Origin of the sequence: Mycolicibacterium wolinskyi (assembly GCF_002101965.1) — a bacterium.
Classification (GTDB): domain Bacteria; phylum Actinomycetota; class Actinomycetes; order Mycobacteriales; family Mycobacteriaceae; genus Mycobacterium; species Mycobacterium wolinskyi.
This window is the reverse complement of record NZ_LQQA01000010.1, coordinates 435619-457896: the sequence shown is the minus strand read 5'-3', so window position 1 is coordinate 457896 and position 22278 is coordinate 435619. Positions and strand designations below refer to the sequence as shown.

The following is a 22278-nucleotide window of genomic DNA, read 5'->3' as shown; positions in this document are numbered from 1 at the left end:
GTCCAGTTAGGAGCCGTAATGAAAGTCAATCTGGGTACGGGAGCGCAGAACTCCCACGATTGGGATCGCGTGCTGGCCGGTGACTTCAGCACACCGCCCGCCACGCCCGACTACAAGTGCGTGCAGGCTGCGCTGGCGCTCGGCGATCTCGCCGAACCGCTGGGCTTCGACGGGATCTGGTTCCCCGAGCACCAGGGCACGCCATACGGCATGACGCCCAACCCTATTCAGGCGCTCACGTACTTCGCCGCGCGCACCGAGCGGGTGAGCCTCGGCACGTTCGTCGCGGTGGCGCCGTGGTGGCATCCGGTGCGGCTCGCCCACCAGATCGCCTACCTCGACATCGTCTCGAACGGCCGCTACACGACGATCGGCCTGGGCCGTGGCGTGTCCAAGAGTGAGTTCGACGCCGTCGGCGTGCCCCGCGAGGAGAGCCGGCAGCGGTTCAACGAGACCCTCGACGTGCTCAAGCTCGCGTTCTCCGGGGAACGGTTCTCCTACGACGGTGAGATCTTCAAGTTCCCCGAGATGTCGCTGCGCCCTGAGCCGCTCAGCAAGGATCTGTTCGACCGCATCTACAGTTCGTCGTCGACGCCGGAATCCCTGGAGATCCTGGCCCGGCGTGGCATGGTGCCGTTGTTCGTCGGCAACAAGCCCATCTGGGACGCCGGTGAGGAAGTCAAGAAGGTCAACACCTTCCGCGCCGAAGAGGGCCTGCCGCCGTGCCAGCCGAAGAACGTGATGTTCATGTACTGCGTGGCATCCGAGGACGACGTGCCCAAAACCGAGGAATGGATCTACACCGCCAACCGGGACGTCACGGTGCACTACGGTTTCGCCGACGCGTCGAACTTCAAGGGCGTCAAGGGCTATGAGGCCTATGCGAACCGCGAGGGATCGGCGACGGCGCTACTCGCCGAATCGGTGCAGGGCGACGGTACCGGCGGCCCGAAGCCAGGTGACAAGAAAGGCCCCCCGGGCTATCACGCGTCGAACCTGCTGATCGGCACGCCCGAGGAGATCTTCAAGCGGCTCAAGGCCGCTCAGGAGGCCTGCTCGTTCTCCGAGGTCACCATCGTGCCGCAGTTCGGCACCATGCCGTACGAGGACGCGATGGAGAGCGTCAAGCTGTTCGCCGCCGAGGTGCTGCCCGCGGTGCACGACATGGACGCGCCGCTGCATCCCGCAGTGCTCCCGGAGGGCGCCAAAGCATGACGGAAACGACGTGCGGTCCCTCCGAAACCCCGACCGACATCGACATCGATGCACTGCGCGAGAAATACGCCGCAGAGCGGGCCAAGCGCCTGCGCCCCGAGGGCGGCGATCAATACCTGGAACTGGAAGGTGAGTACGCCGAGTTCTACGAGGTCGATCCCTACACAACGGTGACCGAGCGGGACCCGATCAGCGAGGACGCCGACGTCGTCATCCTCGGCGGCGGCTTCGCCGGGCTGCTCGCCGGGGCGTACCTGAAAAAAGCCGGCGTCGAGGGCATCCGGGTCATCGAGATGGCCGGCGACTTCGGTGGGGTGTGGTACTGGAACCGCTTCCCGGGCATCCAGTGCGACAACGACTCCTACTGCTACATCCCGCTACTCGAAGAGCTCGGCTTCATGCCGTCGAAGAAATTCGCCGACGGCGCCGAGATCCTCCAGCACTGCCAAAACATCGGCAAGCATTTCGACCTCTACGACCGTGCACTGTTCTCCACACAGGTGCGTGAACTGCGGTGGGACGACGACTCACAGCGCTGGCAGATCAGCACGAACCGGGGCGACGACATCCGGGCCCGTTTCGTGGTCATGGCGCAGGGCTCCTACAACCGTCCGAAGCTGCCGGGCATCCCCGGCATCAAGGACTACCTGGCTGCCGGTGGCCACGTGTTCCACTCCGCCCGCTGGGATTACGACTACACCGGCGGGACTGCCGACGGGGGCCTGCACAAGCTTGCCGACAAGCGCGTCGCCCTTGTCGGCACCGGTGCGACGGGCATCCAGTTGGTGCCGCACCTCGGCCGTGATGCCAAGGAGTTGTTCGTCTTCCAGCGGACCCCGTCATCGGTCGACGCGCGGACCAACCCAGCCACCGATCCGGCTTGGGTGGCGTCGCTGCAACCGGGATGGCAGGAAGAGCGCAAGCGCAACTTCCACAACTGGTCGCCGTTCGTGGGGGTGGTGTTCGGTGAACCAGACCTGGTCTGTGACTTCTGGACCGAGCTCGGGCGCAACCTGACCGCCCGGATCGCGGCCACCGAGAACCCCGCAGAGGTGACCATCGAGCAGATCATGGCCTTCCGCGAGGAAGAAGACTTCAAGATCATGGAGCGGCTGCGTCGCCATGTCGCCGAGATCGTCGAGGATCCCGACACCGCCGAGGCGCTGAAGCCGTACTACCGCTTCATGTGTAAGCGACCGACTTCGAGTGAGCACTATCTGGCGACGTTCAACCGCCCCAACGTGACGCTCGTCGACGTGTCGGCATCAAAAGGTGTGGAACGGCTGACGGAGAAGGGGATTGTCGCCAACGGCGTCGAATACGCGGTCGACTGTGTCATCTTTGCGAGCGGCTTCGAGATCTCCACCGAGATCAGCCGCCGGTTCGCGATCGAGCGCATCGTGGGCCGCGACGGACTGTCACTGTTCGACTACTGGCAGAACGACTACAAGACCCTGCACGGCATGACCAGCCGCGGATTCCCCAACCAGTTCTTCATGGGCTTCATCCAGGGCGGCGTGTCGGCCAACACCACGGCGATGTTCGAGCAGCAGGCCAAGCACATCGCCTACATCATCGCCGAGGCGCAGAACCGGGGTGCCGCCGTGGTCGAACCGAGCCAGGAGGGCCAGGACGCCTGGGTCGCGACGGTTCGCGAACTGGCGATCGACAACTCGGCATTCGAATTGTCCTGCACGCCCGGCTACTACAACAACGAGGGACGTGGCGGCGCGGTGCGCAACGGCGCGTTTCTTGGTGAGTTCTACTCGCCTGGCTTCTACGCCTTCGACGAGCTCATCGCGGAGTGGCGGGCCAAGGGCGACCTCGAAGGTCTTGAGATCAAGTGACAACACTGAGGTTCGACGACCGCGTCGCCGTCATCACCGGCGCCGGACGCGGTCTCGGGCGCGCCTACGCCCTGCTGTTGGCGTCCAGGGGCGCGAAGGTTGTGGTCAACGATTCCGGCGGAAGCCTGACCGGGGATGGCGCAGACGCCGCACCCGCGCACGACGTGGCTGCCGAGATCGCGGCTGCCGGCGGCGTGGCCGTCGTGTCGACGGATTCGGTGGTCACGCCCGACGGCGGCCGGGCGATCATCGACACCGCGATCGAGCAGTTCGGCCGTCTCGACATTCTCATCCACAACGCCGGAACGGTGCGGCGCGGTTCACTCAAAGAGATGAGCTTCGCCGATTTCGAAGCGGTGCTCGACGTGCATCTGCGGGGCGCATTTCACGTTGTGCGACCGGCATTTCCGATCATGTGCGATGCCGGCTACGGCAGAGTGGTGTTGACCTCGTCGATCGGCGGGCTGTACGGCAACCACAACGTCGCGAACTACGCCGTCGCGAAGGCCGGCCTGATCGGACTGTCCAACGTCGTCGCGCTCGAAGGTGCCACCGAAGGCGTCACATGCAACGTGATCGTGCCCAGCGCAGTCACCCGGATGGCGGAGGGCATCGACACCTCGGCCTACCCGCCGATGGGGCCCGAACTGGTCGCTCCGACGGTCGGTTGGCTGGCCCACGAGTCCTGCTCGGTGTCCGGCGAGATGCTGATCGCCATCGGCGGGCGGGTGGCCCGGGCGCTGATCGCCGAGACCTCCGGCGTCTACCGGCCGTCGTGGACGATCGAGGACGTCGCCGAGAACCTCGGCGCCATCCGCGATCTCGAGAACTCGGTGATCTTCCCCGTGGTGCCCGACGGCCATGCCGATCACATCCGCTACAGCTTCGCGATGGCGTCACAGGGGGTTGGGACGTGACCGGCGGTCCGCTGCAAGGTGTGCGGGTGGTGGACCTCACCGCGATGGTGATGGGTCCGTACTGCACCCAGATCATGGCCGACATGGGTGCCGATGTCATCAAAATCGAACCCCCGCAAGGTGATAACACGCGCTACATCTCGGTCGGCCCCGCTCCGGGGATGAGCGGCGTGTTCGTCAATGTCAACCGCGGGAAGCGCAGCGTGGTGCTCGACCTGCAGGCCGAGGCGGGCAAGGAGACGCTTCGAGACCTGATCGCAGGTGCCGACGTGTTCATCCACTCGATGCGGGCCAAGGCGGTTGCCCGCCTCGGCTTCGGCTATGACGACGTCAACGCGATCAACCCGCGCATCGTCTACACCAACTGCTACGGCTACGGCCGCCGTGGACCGGACGCGGACCGCCCGGCCTACGACGACACCATCCAGGCGGAGTGCGGATTGCCCGCGGTGCAAGAGCAATTGACCGGGGAGGCGGCCTACGTTGGCACCATCATGGCCGACAAGGTGGCCGGGCTGACGGCGCTCTACGCGACCATGATGGCGCTGTTCCATCGCGAACGTACCGGCGACGGGCAGGAGGTCGAGGTCAGCATGTTCGAGACCATGGCCTCGTTCATGCTGGTCGAACATGCCAACGGTGCGATGTTCGACCCGCCACTCGGGCCGGCCGTCTATCCGCGCACGGTCGCGCCCAACCGCAAGCCGTACGAGACCAAGGATGGTCACATCGCCGCGCTGATCTACAACGACAAGCACTGGAACACATTCATCGACGCCGTGCAACCCGCCTGGAACAGCGACGCTTTCGCCACACTCGAACTCCGCGCCAAACAGATCGACACTGTATACGGCCTGGTGGCGCAGACCCTCAAGGAACGCACGACCGACGAGTGGCTGGACCTTTTCCGGGTGCTGGAAATCCCCGCCGCACCGATCAACAGCCCGGACGCATTGTTCGACAACCCGCATCTGAACGCCGTCGGGCTGTTCGAAACCGTCGAGACACCGCACGGTCCCGTCAGGTTCCCCGGTGTGCCGACGTGGTTTTCGCGAACGCCCGGCCGGGTGGGTGGGTACGCACCGGAGCTCGGCGCGGACACCGCCGAGGTGCTCGGCGAGTTGAGCTCGCACGATAGAGCGGGATAGAGAGGCTTCGAGTGGATTTCGATCTGGGTGAATCGGCCAACGCGCTGCGCGGTGAGTTGCGTGAGCTGATCCGCGAGCAGGTACCCGCCGATTTTCTCGGTGCATTTACCGACGACCCGGCGGATCTCGCGGTGGCCCAACAGTTCTGCCGAACGCTGGCCCAGCGTCAGCTGTTGTGCATGTCCTGGCCCAAGGAATTCGGCGGCGGCGACGCGTCGGTGTGGGAGCAGACCGTCGTGCGCGAGGAGATGTGGGCGCATCACGAACCGCGCGGTGCGCAATACATGGGCGTGAACTGGGTCGGCCCCATCATCATGCGCCACGGAACACCGGAACAGCAGCGCAAACACCTGCCGCCGATCGCCAACGGCGAAGTCATCTGGTGCCAGGGATTTTCCGAGCCCGAGGCGGGCTCCGACCTGGCGTCGCTGCGCACCTCGGCACGCCGCGATGGCGACGGCTGGCGCATCAACGGCCAGAAGATCTGGACGTCGTACGCGACCATGGCTCAGTGGTGCTTCCTGCTGGCTCGCACCTCCAAAGGCGAGAAGAAGCAGCAGGGCATGACGATCTTTCTGGTGCCGATGGACGATCCGGCGATCACGGTCCGGCCCATCCGCACCATGATGGGTCCGCACCACCTCAACGAGGTGTTCTTCGACGAGTTGAAGGTCACCGAGGCCGACGTGTTGGGCACGGTCGATCAGGGCTGGTCGATCGTGCAGGACGTGGTGTCGTTCGAGCGGGTCGGCATCGCCAGATACGCCCGGTGTGAACGGCTCCTGCAGGCCGCGCCCGATGTGCTCGGCGACGCCTGGGAGGAGTTGCCCGCCGAACTGCGCGGCAGGTGGGCCCGGATGCTTACGCATTGCCGGCGCGCCCGCCTGATGGCTTACCGAGTCGTGGCGATGCAGGCCACCGGGCGGGTGAATCCCGGTGACGCCGCGGCCTATCGGATCGCGGTGACGCGCCTCGATCAAGACAGCGCCGAGGTGCTGATGGAGATAGCCGCGGTTCTACCGCGCGGTGACGGCGAGTACTTCCGCGCCGAGGTGGAGGATCATTGGCGCTATTCGCAGGCGTCGACGGTGTCGTCGGGCAGTATCGAGATGCAGCGCATCCTGTTGTCGCGCACGATGCTGGCGGGAGCGCGGGCATGATCCTCGACCTCAGCGACGACGCGAAAGAGTATGGCCGCCAAGCACTCCGCGCGTTCGAAGCCGCCGGCGGAGATGCGCTCCTGCAACAAGCCGAGGCCAAACCCGAAGCCCGTGAGGCCCTGGTGACCCCGGTGCTCGACGGGCTCGGTACACACGAACTCGACCCCCGCACCGATCCCGACTCGCTTGAGGCGGCCGCGGCCCTGTGCCGCAGTGCCGGGTACTGGGCATTGCCCTATCCGGTGGCCGAGCGTCTGGCCGGCACACTCGTCATCGCAGAAGATTCTCCGCAAGCCGCTGTCGCCGGACTCGATACCAGTTGGGCTGCAGTGACACTGGACGGCCGATGCTTTCGCGTCACCGGCACCTCAGGTGCGGGCCCGGCGTTCACCACGGCGTTGGAGCTCGCCGCGGTTGACGGTGACGCAGAGGTGGCACTCGGCCTGGTACTGCCGTGCTGGACGTTGCTGGGCATGCTCGACCGCGCGATCGATCTCACCGTCGCGCACGTGAGCTTGCGAAAACAGTTCGGCCAGACGCTGTCGTCGTTTCAGGGGGTCCAGTTCCAGCTGACCGAGGCCGAGGTGGAACGCAGCGGCGTCGACATGCTCGCCAAATATGCGCTGTGGAGCCTCGGCACACCGGATGCCGTCAATGACGCGCTCGCATTGCGGATGGCCGCGGTCGAGGCCGCTGAGGTGGTGTTCCGCGTCTGCCATCAACTGCACGGCGCGGTCGGGTTCTGTGACGAGACGACGCTGTCGTGGCTGTCGCGCTTCAGCCAGCCGTTGCGGCGCTTGCCGTTCGGGCTGTCGCAGACCCGCGACGCTCTGACGGCCCGCCTTGGCCGGCGCGGACTCACGGGATTGTTCTCGTGAGCGAGCTCGATGAATTCCGCGCAACCGTGCGGGACTGGTGTGGCACGCATGTGCCGACAGACTGGCGCGAAGCGCAGACCGGTGTCAGCGACGAGGAGTTCGTGACGTTCCAGAAGTCGTGGTTCGCCGAATTGCACAGCGCCGGTTATGCGGTTCCGCACTGGCCGGCCGAATGGGGCGGTGGACTGCGGACGCGAGGAGCAACAGGGCCGATGCCGGTGCCGCAGCAGATCGTGCTCTTCCAGGAGCTTGCCGCGCACGACGCGCCGCGGCTCGTGCTGGCCTTCGTCGGGATCCACCACGCCGCCTCGACATTGTTGGCGGCCGGCACCGATGCGCAGCGACAGCGACACCTGCCGGCGATCCTCGACGGTGAGATCTGGGTGCAGGGATTCTCCGAGCCCGAGGCCGGATCGGATCTCGCCGCATTGCGGACGAGTGCCCGCGCCGATGGCGAGAACTTCATCGTCAACGGGCAAAAGCTGTGGGCCAGCGGCGCCGTGCACGCGGACTGGTGCCTGCTGCTGGCCCGCACCGACCCCGACGCGCCGAAACGCCATGGCATCTCGTACTTCCTGATGGACATGACGACACCGGGCATCGACGTGCGGCCCATCCGCAACGCCGTCGGCGATTCTCACTTCTGCGAGATCTTCCTCAACGACGTCGTCGTACCGGCCGCGAACCTGATCGGCCCGGTGAACGAGGGCTGGCAGGTCGCCCAAGCCACCCTGGGAGCCGAACGCGGCATGACGATGCTCGAGTTGGCCGAGCGGCTGAGCAACGCCGGATTCCGCTGGCTCGTGCAAGCGTGCTCACCCGTGGCCGATTCGGTTGTGGCAGATCGACTGGCACAGTTCGAGATCGAGCTTGCCGGGCTGCGTGGGCTCTGCCGCGATCTGGTCGAGCGGGCGGAGGCGGGTGCGACCGGACCTGCCGACGCCTCGATCGTCAAGCTGTACTACAGCGAACTGCTACAGCGCATGACGGGCTTCGGTGCCGAGATCGGCGGTCTCGCGGCCCATACCGTGCTCGCCAAACCAGTGTCGAGCGGCTGGGAATCGGGTGCGTGGATGCTCGACTTCATCGGCTCATGGGAATGGACCATCCCCGGCGGGGCGAGTGAGATTCAGCGGACCATCATCGGCGAACGCGGACTGGGGCTGCCCCGATGAACTTCTCCGAACTCCATGACGAAATGCGCTCGGTTGCCGCCGATCTGCTCGCCAAAGACACCGTCGACTGGCCGCTGCTCATCCAGGCGGGCTGGGTCGGCCTCGACGTGCCCGACCACCTCGGCGGCGCCGGCGCCACGTTCGCCGAGGTTGCGGTGATCTGTGAGGAGATCGGCCGCGCGGCGGCGAAAACCGCATATCTCGGCGGGGCGGTACTCGGCATCGGTGCGCTTCTTGCCCTGCAGCCCAACGAGTTCCGCGATGAGCTGCTGGCAGACGCGGTGGAAGGCCGGCAACGGGTCACGCTCGCATTGTCCGGGGAAACGGCCGATGAACCGTTCGAGCTCACCACGACGCGGCTCGGCTGGCGCGTTCACGGCCAGGCGACCTTCGTGTCCGACGCCGTGGGTGCACAGCGACTGCTGTTGCCCGCGCGCGACCCCGACGGGGTTGCGGTGATCGTCGACGTCACGGCCGATGCGGTCGGACTCACGGTCGCCGATCAGCCGGTGCTCGACGAGAGTCGCGGCCTCGCCACGGTGAGCGCGCACGGCGTCGAGGTCGACCACGCCGCGGTGTGGCGCTTCGACGGTGATCCGGAAACGCGGCTGCGCGGGCTGGGGGAGCGGGCCGCGCTCGCGGTCGCCTGCGACAGTCTCGGTGTCGCGCAGGCCATGCTCGACACCACCGTTTCCTACGTCGGGGTCCGCCGGCAGTTCGGCCGGCCGATCGGGTCATTCCAGGCCGTCAAACACGCCTGCGCCGACATGCTCGTGCGGATCTCGGTGGCTCGCCAACTCGTGACCGCCGCGGTAGCCGACTCCGACAGCACGGCGATCTCGATGGCCAAGTCCTATGCCTGCGACACCGCCGTGGACATCGCAGGCAAGGCCATGCAACTCCACGGCGGCATCGGTTACACGTGGGAGAGCGGCGTGCACGTCTACCTCAAACGAGCCGCGCTCAACCGGTCGTTGTTCGGATCCCCGGCAGGCCACCGCACCCGGCTGGCCCAGCGTTATCGGTAGGTGCCGCCCGTCGTGGGAGTACGGTGCGGCCTGTGCAAAAGCGACACCCGGGCTTCGCGACGACCGTCACGCGTGAGTTGGCCGAAGCCACCCTGCCCGACGTCGAAACGCTGATCGACCGGTTGCTGTCGGCGATCTTCACCGACAATCCTGAGTGGACCGATTACGGCAGCGTGCCCCGCGACGACCTGCGTGAAGGCTGCCGGGACTATCTCACCCGCGTGCTGGAACTGCTGAGTGGGCGGGTGGCCGGCCCCGATCCGGCCGACGAGGTGGTCGGGGCGATCGCCCGGCACCGGGCCGAGCAGGGCGTCCCGTTGGAGGTCATGCTGCGTACGTTCCGGCTCGGTGGCCGGATCGTGTGGGAGGCGCTGCTGGAGCGCGCCGAGCAGACGGGCGTCGCCCCCGACGATGTGCTCGACGCCGGCACCGCCACGTGGACCGTGATCGACGAGCTGTCCTCGGCGCTGTCGACGTCCTACCGCGACAGTGAGCAGGAGCGGGTGCGTCACGACGAGCAGCGGCGCAACGCCCTCATCGAGGACCTGCTCGGCAGGCGGGCCGGCGACACCGGTTTCGCCGCCCGCGTCGCGCGCGAGCTGGAACTGCCCGCGACCGGCGGTTATCTGGTGGTGGTTGCCGATGTCCGGCCGGACGGAACACCCGCGCTCGCCGGCCCGCGAACGGTGCTCGACGCGCTCGGCTTCCGGTCGGTCTGGCAGACCAAGGTCGACACCCGCATCGGCGTGGTGGCACTGGAGCAGCGCGACGCCGCCGACGTCGTCGCATGTCTTCGCCCGTTGGCCCGGGGGCGGTCCGCGGCCTCGCCCGCGGTGTCCGGGCTCGCCGAAGCCGCCACCGCCTACACGCTTGCGATGATCGCGCTCAGCATGGCGCCGTCGACCGCGACCGAGCTCGTATGCCTCGACGAGCACTACCCGGAGGCGCTGCTCGTGCGGTCGCCCGACCTGGCTCAGCGGCTGGTGGCCCGCAATCTCGGCGGCATCCTCGACCGGCCCGCCCGCGAACGTGAGGTTCTGCTCGAGACGCTCATCGTCTGGCTCGAGGAGGACCGGTCGACCGCCAACGCCGCCGTGCGGCTGCACTGCCACCGCAACACGGTGCTCAATCGGCTGCACCGGATCACCGAGCTGGTCGGCAGACCACTGCACGGCAGAGCCGCCTACGTCGAACTGTCGCTCGCGTTGTCGGTGCTCGATCTCCCGCAGATTGGGCAGTCTGCCCAATCTGGGTGACTCAACGCTGGGCCGTCGCCCATGGTGGCCGCGCTCACACCGCAGCAGACTCAAGGGCGTGCGTGAGTTCGACCTTCTGGTTATCGGCGGTGGCCCCGGCGGCTATGTGGCGGCGATCCGGGCGGCCCAACACGGGCTCTCGGTCGGCCTGGTGGAAAAGGAACGCCCGGGCGGAGTGTGCCTGAACTGGGGCTGTATCCCCACCAAGGCCATGCTGCGGTCCGCCGAGGTGCTGCAGACCGTGCGCGACGCCGCCGAGTACGGAATACGTGCCGACAACGTCGGTTTCGACTACGCCGCGGTGCGTGGCCGCATGACCGAGGTGGTCACCGGCCTGACCGACGGTGTCGCCGGATTGCTGAAAGCCAACGGCGTCACCGTGATTGAGGGACACGCCCGGTTCACCAGCGCGACGACGGTCGACATCTACGACGTCGCAGCAATCGACGGACCGCGCTACGCGGCCACCCCGGGGCAGCTCGTCGACGCCGCCACCGCGCGCGACGTCATCATCGCGACCGGTTCCACGCCCATCCGGTTGCCCATACCGGGTGCCGACCTGCCCGGCGTGATCACGTCCGACGGCGCGTTCGGACTGACCAGTGTGCCCGAACGGGTCGTGATCGTCGGGGGCAGCGCCGTCGGCGCCGAATGGGCCAGCCTGTTCGCGGCATTCGGCAGCACGGTGACTCTCGTCGAGATGCGCAGCACGCTCGTCCCCGCCGAAGATGCCGAAATCGGTGCGGCACTGGGCCGCTCGTTCAAGCAACGTGGCATCACGGTGCTCACCGAATCCACCGTCACCTCGATCGCCCAAGCGGACGCATTGCGCGTGACGGTCGACGGGCCGGAGGCCGCCGAAATCGACGCCGATGTGGTGCTTTTCGGGGTGGGCCGCAAACCGAACACGGCCGATCTCAGCCTCGACGCGGCGGGGGTTGCCGTCGACGCGCGGGGGTTCATCGCCGTCGACGAGAAACTCCGCACGAACATCGACCACGTCTACGCGATCGGCGACGTCACCGGTAAGGCCCTGCTCGCGCACGTCGCATCGCACCAGGGTCTGACCGCGGCCGACGTCCTTGTCGGCCACGACAAGCAGATCGACTACAACGTCGTGCCCGCCGCCACGTTCACCCACCCCGAGATCGCGAGCGTCGGCCTCACCGAGGACGCGGCGAAGGCGGCCGGGCATGACCCGGTCACGGCGAAGTTCCCGTTCGCCGCGCTCGGCCGGGCCCGAACCTTCGGCGACACCGAGGGTTTCGTGAAGATCGTGGCCGGCCGGCAGTACGGTGAAGTGCTCGGCGTGCACATCATCGGCCCGTCCGCCAGCGACCTGATCACCGAGGGCGCGTTGGCGATCACGCTCGAGGCCACGCTCGACGAACTCGCCGACACCATCCACGCACACCCGACGCTCGGCGAGATCGGCATGGAAGCCGCACTCGCCGCGCTGGGCCTGCCCGTACACATCACTCCGCCGAAGCGTTGAGGAGCACCCGATGACCGACACGATCGACCGGCCGACCCATGTCGGAGAAGATCTCGAAACCCTGTGCGGCTACTACCGCCAGATGGTGTTGATCCGGCGGTTCGAGGAGCGCGCCGCGCAGGGCTACACCCAGGCGAAGGTGGGTGGTTACTGCCATCTCAACCTCGGTGAGGAGGCGACGGTCGTCGGCCTGATGGCTGCGCTGCGCCCCACCGACTACCTGTTCACGAACTACCGCGAGCACGGCTACGCGATCGCCAAAGGCATCGACCCCAAACGGGTCATGGCCGAACTGTTCGGCCGCACCACCGGCACCTCCAAGGGGTGGGGTGGGTCCATGCACATGTACGACACCGAGACGCGCCTGCTCGGCGGTTACGGCATTGTCGGCGGCCAACTTCCGCTCGCGGTCGGCGCCGCGCTGGCGATCGACTACCGCGGCGGCGACGACGTCGTGATGTGCCAGATGGGCGACGGCACCACCAACATCGGTGCCTTCCACGAGTCGCTCAACATCGCCGCGTTGTGGCGGCTGCCCGTGGTGTTCGTCGTGATCAACAACAACCTCGGCATGGGGACGACCGTCGAGAAGTCGTCGGCCGAACCCGAGCTCTACAAACGTGCCGCGGCGTACCGGATGACGGGTGAGCGGGTCGACGGCACCGATGTGCTGGCGGTTCGCGACGCCGCACGCCGGCTGGTCGAGGCGGCCCGCACCGAAGGCAAACCCGCGCTGCTGGAAGCCGTCAGCCATCGCCTGCGCGGGCACTCCGTGGTCGATCCGGCCAAGTACCGCACCGAAAGTGACGTGGCCGCCGCGCACGAGGCCGATCCGCTGACGCTCTTCAAACACACGCTGCTACGTGCCGGCGCCTTCGACGAAGACGGCGCCGCGGCGCTGGAGAAGTCCGCGCAGGAAGAGGCCGACGCCGCCGTCGCGTTCGCCGACGCCAGCCCGCACCCCGATCCGTCGACGTTGTTCGACTACACGTATGCGACCCCGGTTCCCGGTGAGTCGCGCCGGCTGCCCGCTGACCCATTGTTCTGACCGCATTCCCAGCAAGAAGGAAAACCGTTGTCTGTCATCAGTTATCGCGAAGCGCTGCGCGACACCCTGCGTGAGGAAATGCAGCGCGACGATTCGGTCTTCCTGATCGGCGAGGAGATCGGGATCTTCGAAGGCTCGTACAAGATCACCGCCGGGCTGCTCGCCGAGTTCGGCGAGAAGCGCGTGCGCGATACCCCGATCGCCGAGGAAGGTTTCGTCGGCGCTGCCGTGGGGGCCGCGATGCTCGGGCTGCGGCCGGTTGTCGAGATCATGACGATCAACTTCTCGCTGCTCGCGCTCGACCAGATCGTCAACCACGCCGCCAAGATCTACGGCATGTTCGGCGGGCAGACCAGCGTGCCCATGGTCATCCGAACGCCGGGCGGTGGCGGACAACAGCTCGGCGCAACGCATTCCCAGAACATCGAGCTCTACTACGCGTTCGTCCCGGGGCTCAAGGTGGTCGCACCGAGCACCCCGGCCGACGCACGTGCGCTGTTGCGGGCCGCGATCCGCGACGACGACCCCGTGCTGTTCCTGGAGAACCTGGCGCTCTACAACACCAAGGGTGAGGTACCCGCCGACCTGGCGCCCGCCGAAATCGGCAAGGCCGCGGTGCGCCGGGTCGGAACCGACATCACAATCATCGGCTACTCCCGGATGGCCGCTGTCGCAACGCAGGTCGCGCGGCGGCTGCACGATGAGGACGGAATCGAAGCCGAGGTCATCGATCTGCGCAGCCTGCGTCCGCTCGACCGGGACACCCTGGTGGATTCGGTCCGCAAGACCGGCTGTGCCGTCATCGCCGAGGACGACTGGCTCACCTACGGCATCGGCGCCGAGGTCGCCGCGTCCATTTCCGACGGCGCGTTCGATTACCTCGACGCCCCGGTGCGCCGCGTCGCGGCCGCCGAAGTTCCCCTGCCCTACGCCAAACCGCTCGAGCAGGCCGCGCTGCCCTCGGCCGAATCGCTCTACACCGCGGCGCGCGAAACACTGGCCGCCGTCGGCCGGCTCTGAGACAACCTGAGGAACGCACGTGCCTGAAATCACCATGCCCCGGCTCTCTGACACGATGGAAGAGGGCGTAATCATCGCCTGGCACAAGAACATCGGCGATCGGGTGGAGCGCGGCGACATTCTTGCCGAGATCGAAACCGATAAGGCCATCATGGAGCTCGAGTCCTACGACGAGGGCATCCTCGAGCGCATGCTTGCCGGCGAGGGCGACCGTGTGCCCATCGGTATTCCCATCGCCGTCATCGGCGACGGGAGCGGCGCCTCGACCGAGCCGGTCGGCGCACCAACGCCCGCGCCCGCTCCCGCCGCAACCCCACCAGCCCCGGCACCTGCGCCAGCCGCACCGCAGGCGTCCGGCGATCGGCCGAAAGCCTCACCGCTGGCCCGCAAGATCGCCGCCGAGAACGGTGTCGACCTGGCCGCCGTGACCGGGAGTGGACCCGGAGGCCGGATCATCCGCAAAGATGTCGAGAACGTGCGTCCCGCCGAAACACCGGCCGCCCCAACGCCTGTCGAAGGCGACTTCGACGCGGTGCCGCTGACCACGTTGCAGCGGGTCGCGGCCAAGCGCCTCACGGAGAGCAAGCAGACCGCACCGCACTTCTATCTCACCGCGGCCGTGGACGTCACTGCATTGCTGGCGTTCCGGGAGACCGTCAATGACAGCCTGCGGGCCGCGGACGGTCCGAAGGTCAGTGTCAACGACTTCATCGTCCGCGCCGTGGCGTCGGCCCTGCGCAGCAATCCCGGCGTGAACGTGTCGTTCGGCGGTGACGTGCTGCTGCACCATCACGGTGTGCACATCGGCGTCGCGGTCGCCGTGGAGGCCGGTCTCGTGGTGCCGGTGGTCCGCGACGCCGACCGCAAGTCCGTGTCGCAGATCGCCGTGGAGACCAAGGAGATGGCCGGGCGCGCCCGGATCGGCAAGTTGCGGGCCGACGAGATGTCCGGCGGCACGTTCACGATCTCCAACCTCGGCATGTTCGGTATCGAGCAGTTCGCCGCGGTCATCAATCCGCCCGAGGCCGCGATCCTCGCGGTCGGCGCGGCCACCGACGAATTGCGCCTGATCGACGGCGAGGTGGTGGCCCGAAAGATCCTGCGGCTGACGCTCTCGGCAGACCACCGGGCGATCGACGGCGCGACCGGTGCGGTGTTCCTGCGTGATCTGACGACGCTGCTCGAGAACCCGTTGCGCATCGTCGCCTGACACGTCCGCGATGAGTTTTGTTCGCGGCTTCGGTCGGTACCCATGACCGACCGCACACCGTGAAGGAGACATCATCGTGGTTACCCGTCAGACCGCCCCGCTGGGCGCCCCCACCTGGATCGACCTGACCACTTCCGACGTCGAGCGGGCCAAGCGGTTCTACGGCGCGGTGTTCGGCTGGACCTTCGAAACCGGCGGCGAGGAGTACGGCGGCTACGTCAGTGCGTTCCTGGACGGGCGTGTGGTCGCCGGGATCATGCACAACGATCCGCAGTGGAATTCGCCCGACTTCTGGACCACTTATCTGCACACCGCCGACGCCGAGGCCACCGTGGCCGCGGCCACTGCGGCCGGCGGCAGCAACTGTGGTGGCGTCATGGACATCCCGGCCAAGGGCCGGATGGCGATGATCACGGACCCGGCCGGAGCGTTCTTCGGGGTGTGGCAGCCCGCGGGGCATCAGGGATCGGAGGCGTTCAACGAACATGGGGCGCCGCTGTATCACCAGCTGACCACCCGCGACTATGCCGCATCGCTCGACTTCTACCGCACGGTGTTCGGCTGGACCACCAAGACGGTGTCGGACACCGACGAATTTCGCTACAGCACAGCCGCATTCGACGGTGAGGAACTCGTGGGCGTGATGGACGGCAGCGTGTACCTGCCGGAGGGCGTGCCGTCGACGTGGACCTGCTTCATGGGCGCCGAAGACGTCGACAAGACCATCGAGTTGATCGTCGACAATGGCGGCTCGGTGGCACGTGCGGCCGAGGACACCCCGTACGGCAGGCTGGCCGCGGTGGCCGACCCGACCGGAGCCGGGTTCAACCTGTCATCTTTGCAGGGCTGAGGTGTGTCGACGGGGTGGGTGCGGGTACCTCTGAAACCATGCCTCGTCACGAGATCTACCTCAAGGCGTGCATCAACGGCGCACGCACCCCGGATCAACACCCATCCCTGCCGGTGACGCCTGAGCAACTGGCCGACGCGGCTGTCGCGGTCCATCGTGCCGGGGCGGTGGCCGTGCACCTGCACCCCAAGACCGCAGACGGCGTGGACTCCCTGGCGCCCGAGCACGTCGCCGCGGCGGTGTCGGCGGTGCGCCAAGCCGTCCCCGGCCTACCGCTCGGTGTCACGACCGGCTACTGGGCACTACCCGATCCTCGGGCTCGACTGCGGGCCGTCGAGGCATGGGATGTACTGCCCGACTTCGCATCGGTCAACTGGCACGAGCCGGGTACCGAGGATCTCGCTCGGCTCTTGCTGAGCAAGGGCATCGGCGTCGAGGCGGGGCTGTTCGACGCCGAGGCAGCGCTGGCGTGGGCGGGGTCAGATCTCGCCGAGCACTGTATGCGCGCCATGGTGGAGCTGCCACCTGACAGTGACACGACCACCGCCGACGTGCTCCTCGGCGAGATCATGTCCGCCAACCTGCCGATGCCGGTGTTGTTGCACGGCGAAGACGAAAGCTGTTGGCCCCTACTGGAACACGCAGGCGCGAAACGCGTCCAGGTCCGAATCGGCTTGGAGGACACCCTCTTGCTTCCCGACGGCGCCCCCGCGCCGGACAACGCGGCGCTCGTCGCGGCGGCGATGCGGCTGCTCAGTCGGTAGACGCTGCCAGCGCGAAGTCGGCGAAGTCGAAGCCGGGCACCACGACACAACTGACGAGGGACGGTTCGTCGTCGCGGGGCCGGGCACGTTGCCAGTGCCCAGGCGGAACAAGCACCTGTGGTTGCTGGCGCGCGGTGATGTCGGAGCCCAGCAGATGCGTTGTCGCACTGTCCTGTTGTGCGCCGATCTCCAACAACAGTGGGCTGCCGCGATGGTGGAACCACAGTTCGGCACTGCGCACGGTGTGCCACGCCGACTGCTGGCCCGGCATGAGCAGGAACAGGATCGCGGTGCCGGCGCTGCGCGGTCCGGTGTAGCCCGACGGCAGCGATGACTGGCTGATGGTCAGCTCGCTGCGCCAGGTCTCCCGGTACCAACCGCCTTCGGGATGTGGGGCGAGGTCGAGTCGCCTGGCCCAGTCGGGTAGTTCGGTCACACCCGATAGTCTCGTCGGTATGGTTCGTCTGCGTCCAGGATGGCTGGTGGCACTGTGTGCGGCGATCGTGGTGGTCGCCGCTTGGTTGCCCTGGTTGACCACCGGCGCCGACGGCGGTGGCCGGGCCAACGCGATCGGCGGAGCGGTCGGCAGCATCGTGCTGCCACGCGGCTTCGGGCCGGGTCAGCTCATCGTGCTGCTCGGGTCCACCCTCATCGTCGCGGGCGCGATGGCCGGGCAAGGCATCTCCGAACGCTGGGCATCGCTTGCCGGAGTGCTGATTTCATTGGTTCTCGTCGCACTGACGGTGTGGTACTACACGCTCAACGTCAAACCGCCGGTCGCGGCCGGGTATGGGCTGTATGTCGGCGGCGGGTTGGCGCTGCTGGCGGTGGTGTGCTCGGTGTGGGCGCTGGTGGCGACGGTGGGGCGTTGATGAGCGGGTTCGTGACGCCGGTGGTGCTGACCGGCGAACGGTGGGTCACGTTGGAACCGTTGACGCGTGCGCACATCCCGGAGATCGACGACGTCGCTGCGGACGGCGAACTGGGCACGCTGTGGTACACGATGACACCGGCGCCCGGCGCGGCCGAATGGTGGGTTGAGCGGATGCTGCAATTGCGCGCGGCCGATCACGGAGTCAGCTTCGTCGTGCGCAGCCTCGACGGCCGGCTCGTGGGTTCGACGAGCTATCTGAACGTCGACGGCCCTAATCGACGGTTGGAGATCGGGCACACGTGGTACATCGCAGCTGCGCGGGGCACCGGAGTCAACGCCGAAGCCAAGCTGCTACTGCTGAGCCACGCCTTCGACGAGTTGGGTTGCGTCGCAGTCGAATTCCGAACCCACTTCTTCAACTTCGCGAGCCGGGCCGCGATCGAGCGGCTCGGCGCCAAGCAGGACGGCGTGCTGCGCAGCCACCAACTCGGGCCGGACGGCATACGCCGCGACACCGTGGTGTATTCGATCATCGACATCGAATGGCCGGCAGTGCGGTCCAACCTGAGGTTCAGGTTGGACCGCCGCGGCCGGCCTGATTAATCTGCGTCGACGGTGTTGGTCTCGATCGACTTCCTGTCGGCGCCGTGGGCCACCTCGATCTTGCGTGGCTTGGCGCGTTCGGCGATCGGGATCGTGACGGTGAGAACGCCGTTCTCGTACGTCGCGGAAATCGCCGACGCGTCGACGCCGTCGCCGAGCGACAGTTGCCGTCGGTAGCTGCCGAAGAACCGCTCATTGGCCAGCCACTGCACGGACTGCTCCGAGCGGGCGGTCCGGTGTGCCGAGATGGTCAGTGTGCCGTTGTCGACGTTCACGTCCACCGAGCCCGGGTCGATGCCCGGAAGATCCGCGGTGAGGACGTAGTGGTCGTCGATCTTGCACAGGTCCATCGGCATGAACCGCGGTGTGCGAGTTGACCCGGCATCACCTGACAGCAAACTCCTGGTCAACGCATCAAGGTCACTGAACGGATCAAAACGAAGCACAGCAATCCACCTCCTGTGTCGACTCAAGGCCCGCCACCCTGGCGGGCAGCCAATCACTGTGCAACGCCGATATTAGCACTCGCAATAGGAGAGTGCTAGTACATTTTCGGATGATTCTTGGGTATCTGAGCAGCGCGAAGACGAAGTCGCGGGCCGGTGGTAGCGGCTTCTCGATGTGCTGATGTGCGTCGAAGAGCCGCCAAGCGCCGCTGGTCGCCGTTCGGGTAGTGGGACCTTCGCCCGTAGCGCCGAGCGGGCAGGCGCGGCTCCGCTGCGGACCTCCAGCCAGCTACCTCGGATACCCAACAAGAAACGCCGTGGCGGACATCCTTTCGGACATCCGCCACGGCGTTGCGTGACTACTTCGGCTCAGTCGTCGTGGCCGTGACCATGACCGCGGCCGTGGCCCCGCCAGTGTGGGCCGTCGTCGTACCACGGGCGGACCCAGCCGGGACCTTCGACGCATGCGGTCACATAGCCGTACGGACCCGTCGCGCAGATCTCCGGACCTGCCGCCGCAGGTGCCGCGCCCGCCACTGCCACGCCCACCGGCACTGCCAGCGCGCCGAGCCCGAGCGCAGCGGCCCGCATCAGTTTCGAACGGTTCATTCCCCACCTCCGGGTTGTTTGCCATGTACGAGCTCTAAACCCCCGTCTGTAAATAACCTTAGTGCATCTCAGCATCTTCCTGTGAAAGGGTTGAGAGCCTGCGCCGCAGTCACTTTGCTCTCGTGAAGCCCGTACCAGTCACGGCGTTGGAGGCGTTTGCAGTCAAGATCTACGACACGCGTCTGGCGCGGGGGCTGTGCGACCGGCGGGCCGGTAGCTCGGTGGGCTGGTTGGTTAGCCCGCGGTGTTTGCGCTGACGTCAGTTAGCGGCGTGGTCGTGTGCCCGAAGCGAAGCCAGCCTCCGATGAGTTTCGCCGCACCCGGTGGTCACTACCGTGGACCGAGAAAGAGGAGGTGGCGCGCATGTGTGCGCTCGAGGGCAAGATCGCGCTGATCACCGGCGGTGCCCGAGGCCAGGGGCGGGCACACGCCACGACGCTGGCGCGCGCGGGCGCCGACGTGGTCGTGTGCGACATCGCGGCGGACGTGGACGAAATCGACTACCCGCTGGCCACGGCCGCCGATCTCGACGAGACCGTCGCACAGGTCAAGGCGCTGGGCCGGCGTTGTCTGGCGATCACTGCCGACGTGCGGGATCTGGCGGCGATGCAGGCGGTGGTCGACGCGGCGATCGCGGAGTACGGCGGCATCGACATCGTGATCGCCAACGCGGGCATCGCCAGCAGCGCACCGACGGCGACGATGTCCGAAAAGCGTTGGCGCACCATGATCGACATCAACCTCACCGGTGTGTTCAACACCTTCAGGGCTGTTCTGCCGCACCTCATCGAACGTGGCGGGGGACGCATCGTCGCGACGTCCTCGATCGTCGCCGGAACCGGGGCGACGAATTCTGGTCACTATGCGGCAGCCAAGGCCGGTGTGGTTGCGCTCGTGAAATCGGTGGCTCATGAGGTGGCCGAGCATGGGATCACCGTCAACGCAGTGCTGCCCTCCGGGGTGAACACACCGATGATCCACAATCCGGCCACCTACAAGGTCATTCGGCCCGATCTGGAGAATCCCGGCCTCGCCGATGTCGAGGAGATGTTCCAGCAGGGGCGTCCGCGGCCCGGTCTGCTGGAGCCCGAGGACGTCGCGAACGCGGTGCTCTATCTGGTGTCGGAGCAGGGCCGGCTGCAGACCGGCGAATCGATGATCTTGTCCAACGGGCTGAACTGAGGCGGCTAGCTGTCCGACGACAACGCGAGCAGACGACGCAGGATCCACACGACACGCGCGATCGATGCGACCGCCGCGAAGGCCGCCGCGATGATCACCGCCTGTACCCACCAATAGCCCGCTTCGGTGTTCGCATCGGTCGTCAATCCGACGAGGGCTGCGACGAACAGCGCGAACAGCGTGGGCAACGCCGCGACGAACGCGGCGCCCACCCGCTGCTTGTCGCCGGCAGGCAACAGCCTGTCCACCGCCGTCATCGGCGTGCGCAACAGGTTGACCAGGATCGAAATGCTGGTCAGCGTGAACCCGCCCATCGTCGCCGCCACGGTCGCGAGTATCTGGTAGGCGGTGCGCCGCGCGGCCTCCGGAACCTCCGTCAACGCCACCGGCAGCCACCCGATCCTGCCGAACACGAGCCACCCGCCGACCACGATCAGTGCGAGCAGCCAGTCCGTCCATCGATGCCGAACCCAGTTGTGCTGCAGCCTCTCCGGGAGGCTGAACTGTGTGACCGGTCGATTACTGGCGTTCATCGTCGGGCAATTCGATCAGGGTGTCGGGAAACGGCGCGTCCTCATCAGGAACCTCGGCAACGGCCGACGACAGGTACTCATGGTTGCGAGTCAACGACTGTGCCAAGAGATCTCGCGCATACGCGGTCGATTGGGCCGGGTCATTCAAGCGGTCGGCGTCCACTTCGGTCTTCTCCACGAACCGGTCTTCGAGGAGGTCGACCGACCGTTGCGAACCGCTGATCGATCCGACGACGTGGGCGCTGTCGAACTCTGACAGCGCGCCCGAACCGCGTAGGGCATCGATCAACTCGCGGATGCGTCGGCGCACGGCGTCCTTCTGCGACTCGCTGCCCCGCCGGCCCACCGACACTCCAACGCGGACGACGCCGTCTTGCGCGAGGGCGCGTGCGCCGTCGAGCGCCTGAACCCAATCGCCCCCGACGAGGTTGCGATTGATACGGCTCACGGGGATCGCCACGTCGATCCTCGAAACGCTCATGTCGCTCAGCACCTGGTCGAGGTTCTGCGTGAGCACGGGCTCGATGCCGACGTCGATGTCGAGCTTGTGTTTGAGGTAGTCCACCAGCCGGCGGGCACGCGGGCCGTTACCACTGGTCAGCATCGCGACGATGTTGCGCTCGGCGAACTGGCAATACGTCGGCTCCAGCAGGCTTTCGTCGGCGGTCAGCGCGATCGCGCGGCGGGCCCCGGCCGCGTCACCGACACTGGGCAGGTTCTCCCGCCGGACCTTGTCGAGGATCAGCAGGCTCTGGTCAGCCGTGGCCGCCCCGTGGCCGATCAACACCATGCCGTCCGGGCAGCGCCGGTACCGGTTGAGCCCTTCGGCCTCGGCATGCGCCAGCCGCTTGACGACGCGCTCGGCCGGAAACCTGCCGGGCAACGGAGTGCCGTCGGGCTGCAGCAGGCGCCAGTACTGCACCGTTCGGTTCACCTGCCACCCCCTCTACTGCCTTGATCTGGGGCTCACGGTACTGGGACGGTCCGACAAGAGCCTGCACGTTCGGCACAGTGCCAACA

At 66.9% G+C, this 22278-nt stretch carries 23 protein-coding genes; 18 read left to right on the top strand and 5 right to left on the bottom strand.

All coding sequences use genetic code 11. The annotated features are described in order from the left end of the window. The first annotated feature begins 18 nt into the window (after window positions 1–18). The 15 genes from AWC31_RS10985 (at window position 19) to AWC31_RS10915 (ending at window position 17011) form a co-directional block, all read left to right on the top strand. On the top strand, window positions 19–1215 hold the full coding sequence (locus AWC31_RS10985) for an LLM class flavin-dependent oxidoreductase (protein ID WP_085144265.1): 1197 nt from the start codon (window positions 19–21) through the stop codon (window positions 1213–1215). Continuing rightward, complete coding sequence (locus AWC31_RS10980) at window positions 1212–3062, top strand: flavin-containing monooxygenase (RefSeq protein ID WP_085144264.1); 1851 nt, start codon at window positions 1212–1214, stop codon at window positions 3060–3062. Before AWC31_RS10985 ends, AWC31_RS10980 begins: the two co-directional genes overlap by 4 nt. Then, the gene (locus AWC31_RS10975; protein ID WP_085144263.1) at window positions 3059–3979 is read left to right on the top strand and encodes an SDR family NAD(P)-dependent oxidoreductase; all 921 of its coding nucleotides are present in this window, start codon (window positions 3059–3061) and stop codon (window positions 3977–3979) included. The genes AWC31_RS10980 and AWC31_RS10975 overlap by 4 nt, the downstream gene beginning before the upstream one ends. After that, on the top strand, window positions 3976–5127 hold the full coding sequence (locus AWC31_RS10970; RefSeq protein WP_085144262.1) for a CaiB/BaiF CoA transferase family protein: 1152 nt from the start codon (window positions 3976–3978) through the stop codon (window positions 5125–5127). Before AWC31_RS10975 ends, AWC31_RS10970 begins: the two co-directional genes overlap by 4 nt. A gap of 11 nt (window positions 5128–5138) precedes the next feature. After that, window positions 5139–6287, top strand: a complete 1149-nt coding sequence (locus AWC31_RS10965; protein WP_085144261.1) for an acyl-CoA dehydrogenase family protein — start codon at window positions 5139–5141, stop codon at window positions 6285–6287. Continuing rightward, window positions 6284–7165, top strand: coding sequence for an acyl-CoA dehydrogenase family protein (locus tag AWC31_RS10960; protein WP_085144260.1), 882 nt, complete (start codon window positions 6284–6286; stop codon window positions 7163–7165). Before AWC31_RS10965 ends, AWC31_RS10960 begins: the two co-directional genes overlap by 4 nt. Next, window positions 7162–8340 (top strand): acyl-CoA dehydrogenase family protein, encoded by a 1179-nt coding sequence (locus AWC31_RS10955; RefSeq protein WP_085144259.1) that lies wholly within the window; start codon window positions 7162–7164, stop codon window positions 8338–8340. Before AWC31_RS10960 ends, AWC31_RS10955 begins: the two co-directional genes overlap by 4 nt. Beyond that, window positions 8337–9368, top strand: a complete 1032-nt coding sequence (locus tag AWC31_RS10950; protein WP_085144258.1) for an acyl-CoA dehydrogenase family protein — start codon at window positions 8337–8339, stop codon at window positions 9366–9368. Before AWC31_RS10955 ends, AWC31_RS10950 begins: the two co-directional genes overlap by 4 nt. 32 nt (window positions 9369–9400) lie before the next feature. Then, on the top strand, window positions 9401–10624 hold the full coding sequence (locus tag AWC31_RS10945) for a PucR family transcriptional regulator (protein ID WP_085144257.1): 1224 nt from the start codon (window positions 9401–9403) through the stop codon (window positions 10622–10624). 58 nt (window positions 10625–10682) lie between these two features. Continuing rightward, window positions 10683–12119 carry a dihydrolipoyl dehydrogenase gene (gene lpdA / locus AWC31_RS10940; RefSeq protein WP_085144256.1) on the top strand — a complete coding sequence of 479 codons (1437 nt, stop codon included), beginning with the start codon at window positions 10683–10685 and terminating at the stop codon, window positions 12117–12119. A 10-nt stretch (window positions 12120–12129) separates the two neighbouring features. Further along, window positions 12130–13167, top strand: coding sequence for a pyruvate dehydrogenase (acetyl-transferring) E1 component subunit alpha (pdhA, locus tag AWC31_RS10935; protein WP_085144255.1), 1038 nt, complete (start codon window positions 12130–12132; stop codon window positions 13165–13167). A 36-nt stretch (window positions 13168–13203) separates the two neighbouring features. Continuing rightward, the gene (locus AWC31_RS10930; protein ID WP_207626339.1) at window positions 13204–14187 is read left to right on the top strand and encodes an alpha-ketoacid dehydrogenase subunit beta; all 984 of its coding nucleotides are present in this window, start codon (window positions 13204–13206) and stop codon (window positions 14185–14187) included. Window positions 14188–14206: 19 nt separating this feature from the next. After that, window positions 14207–15397, top strand: a complete 1191-nt coding sequence (locus tag AWC31_RS10925) for a dihydrolipoamide acetyltransferase family protein (protein ID WP_207626335.1) — start codon at window positions 14207–14209, stop codon at window positions 15395–15397. Window positions 15398–15473: 76 nt separating this feature from the next. After that, window positions 15474–16247: a VOC family protein gene (locus AWC31_RS10920; protein ID WP_085144253.1), complete on the top strand. Its 774-nt coding sequence runs from the start codon at window positions 15474–15476 to the stop codon at window positions 16245–16247. 38 nt (window positions 16248–16285) lie between these two features. Continuing rightward, window positions 16286–17011 (top strand): 3-keto-5-aminohexanoate cleavage protein, encoded by a 726-nt coding sequence (locus tag AWC31_RS10915; RefSeq protein WP_085144252.1) that lies wholly within the window; start codon window positions 16286–16288, stop codon window positions 17009–17011. Here the strand turns inward: AWC31_RS10915 and AWC31_RS10910 are convergent. Next, window positions 17001–17447 carry a cupin domain-containing protein gene (locus AWC31_RS10910; RefSeq protein WP_067845966.1) on the bottom strand — a complete coding sequence of 149 codons (447 nt, stop codon included), beginning with the start codon at window positions 17445–17447 and terminating at the stop codon, window positions 17001–17003. The genes AWC31_RS10915 and AWC31_RS10910 overlap by 11 nt on opposite strands. A 19-nt stretch (window positions 17448–17466) precedes the next feature. Between AWC31_RS10910 and AWC31_RS10905 the strand changes: the two genes are divergently transcribed. Both AWC31_RS10905 and AWC31_RS10900 read left to right on the top strand, forming a co-directional pair. After that, window positions 17467–17883: a hypothetical protein gene (locus AWC31_RS10905; protein ID WP_067845963.1), complete on the top strand. Its 417-nt coding sequence runs from the start codon at window positions 17467–17469 to the stop codon at window positions 17881–17883. Beyond that, window positions 17883–18488: a GNAT family N-acetyltransferase gene (locus tag AWC31_RS10900; protein ID WP_085144332.1), complete on the top strand. Its 606-nt coding sequence runs from the start codon at window positions 17883–17885 to the stop codon at window positions 18486–18488. Before AWC31_RS10905 ends, AWC31_RS10900 begins: the two co-directional genes overlap by 1 nt. Here the strand turns inward: AWC31_RS10900 and AWC31_RS10895 are convergent. Together AWC31_RS10895 and AWC31_RS10890 are read right to left on the bottom strand one after the other, a co-directional pair. Further along, window positions 18485–18934: an Hsp20/alpha crystallin family protein gene (locus tag AWC31_RS10895; protein ID WP_067845956.1), complete on the bottom strand. Its 450-nt coding sequence runs from the start codon at window positions 18932–18934 to the stop codon at window positions 18485–18487. The two genes, AWC31_RS10900 and AWC31_RS10895, sit on opposite strands and share 4 nt — an antisense overlap. A gap of 369 nt (window positions 18935–19303) precedes the next feature. Beyond that, window positions 19304–19543, bottom strand: coding sequence for a hypothetical protein (locus tag AWC31_RS10890; RefSeq protein ID WP_085144251.1), 240 nt, complete (start codon window positions 19541–19543; stop codon window positions 19304–19306). 363 nt (window positions 19544–19906) lie between these two features. Between AWC31_RS10890 and AWC31_RS10885 the strand changes: the two genes are divergently transcribed. Beyond that, a complete protein-coding gene (locus AWC31_RS10885) occupies window positions 19907–20725 on the top strand; it encodes a mycofactocin-coupled SDR family oxidoreductase (protein WP_085144331.1) in 819 nt (272 codons plus the stop codon). Between the two features lie 5 nt (window positions 20726–20730). On the opposite strand, the gene AWC31_RS10880 is transcribed toward AWC31_RS10885, so the two are convergent. Together AWC31_RS10880 and AWC31_RS10875 are read right to left on the bottom strand one after the other, a co-directional pair. Next, the gene (locus AWC31_RS10880; RefSeq protein WP_085144250.1) at window positions 20731–21258 is read right to left on the bottom strand and encodes a hypothetical protein; all 528 of its coding nucleotides are present in this window, start codon (window positions 21256–21258) and stop codon (window positions 20731–20733) included. Next, entirely contained in the window at window positions 21245–22192 is a 948-nt protein-coding gene (locus AWC31_RS10875; RefSeq protein WP_085144249.1) for an oxidoreductase, read from the bottom strand. Before AWC31_RS10875 ends, AWC31_RS10880 begins: the two co-directional genes overlap by 14 nt. Window positions 22193–22278 lie beyond the last annotated feature (86 nt).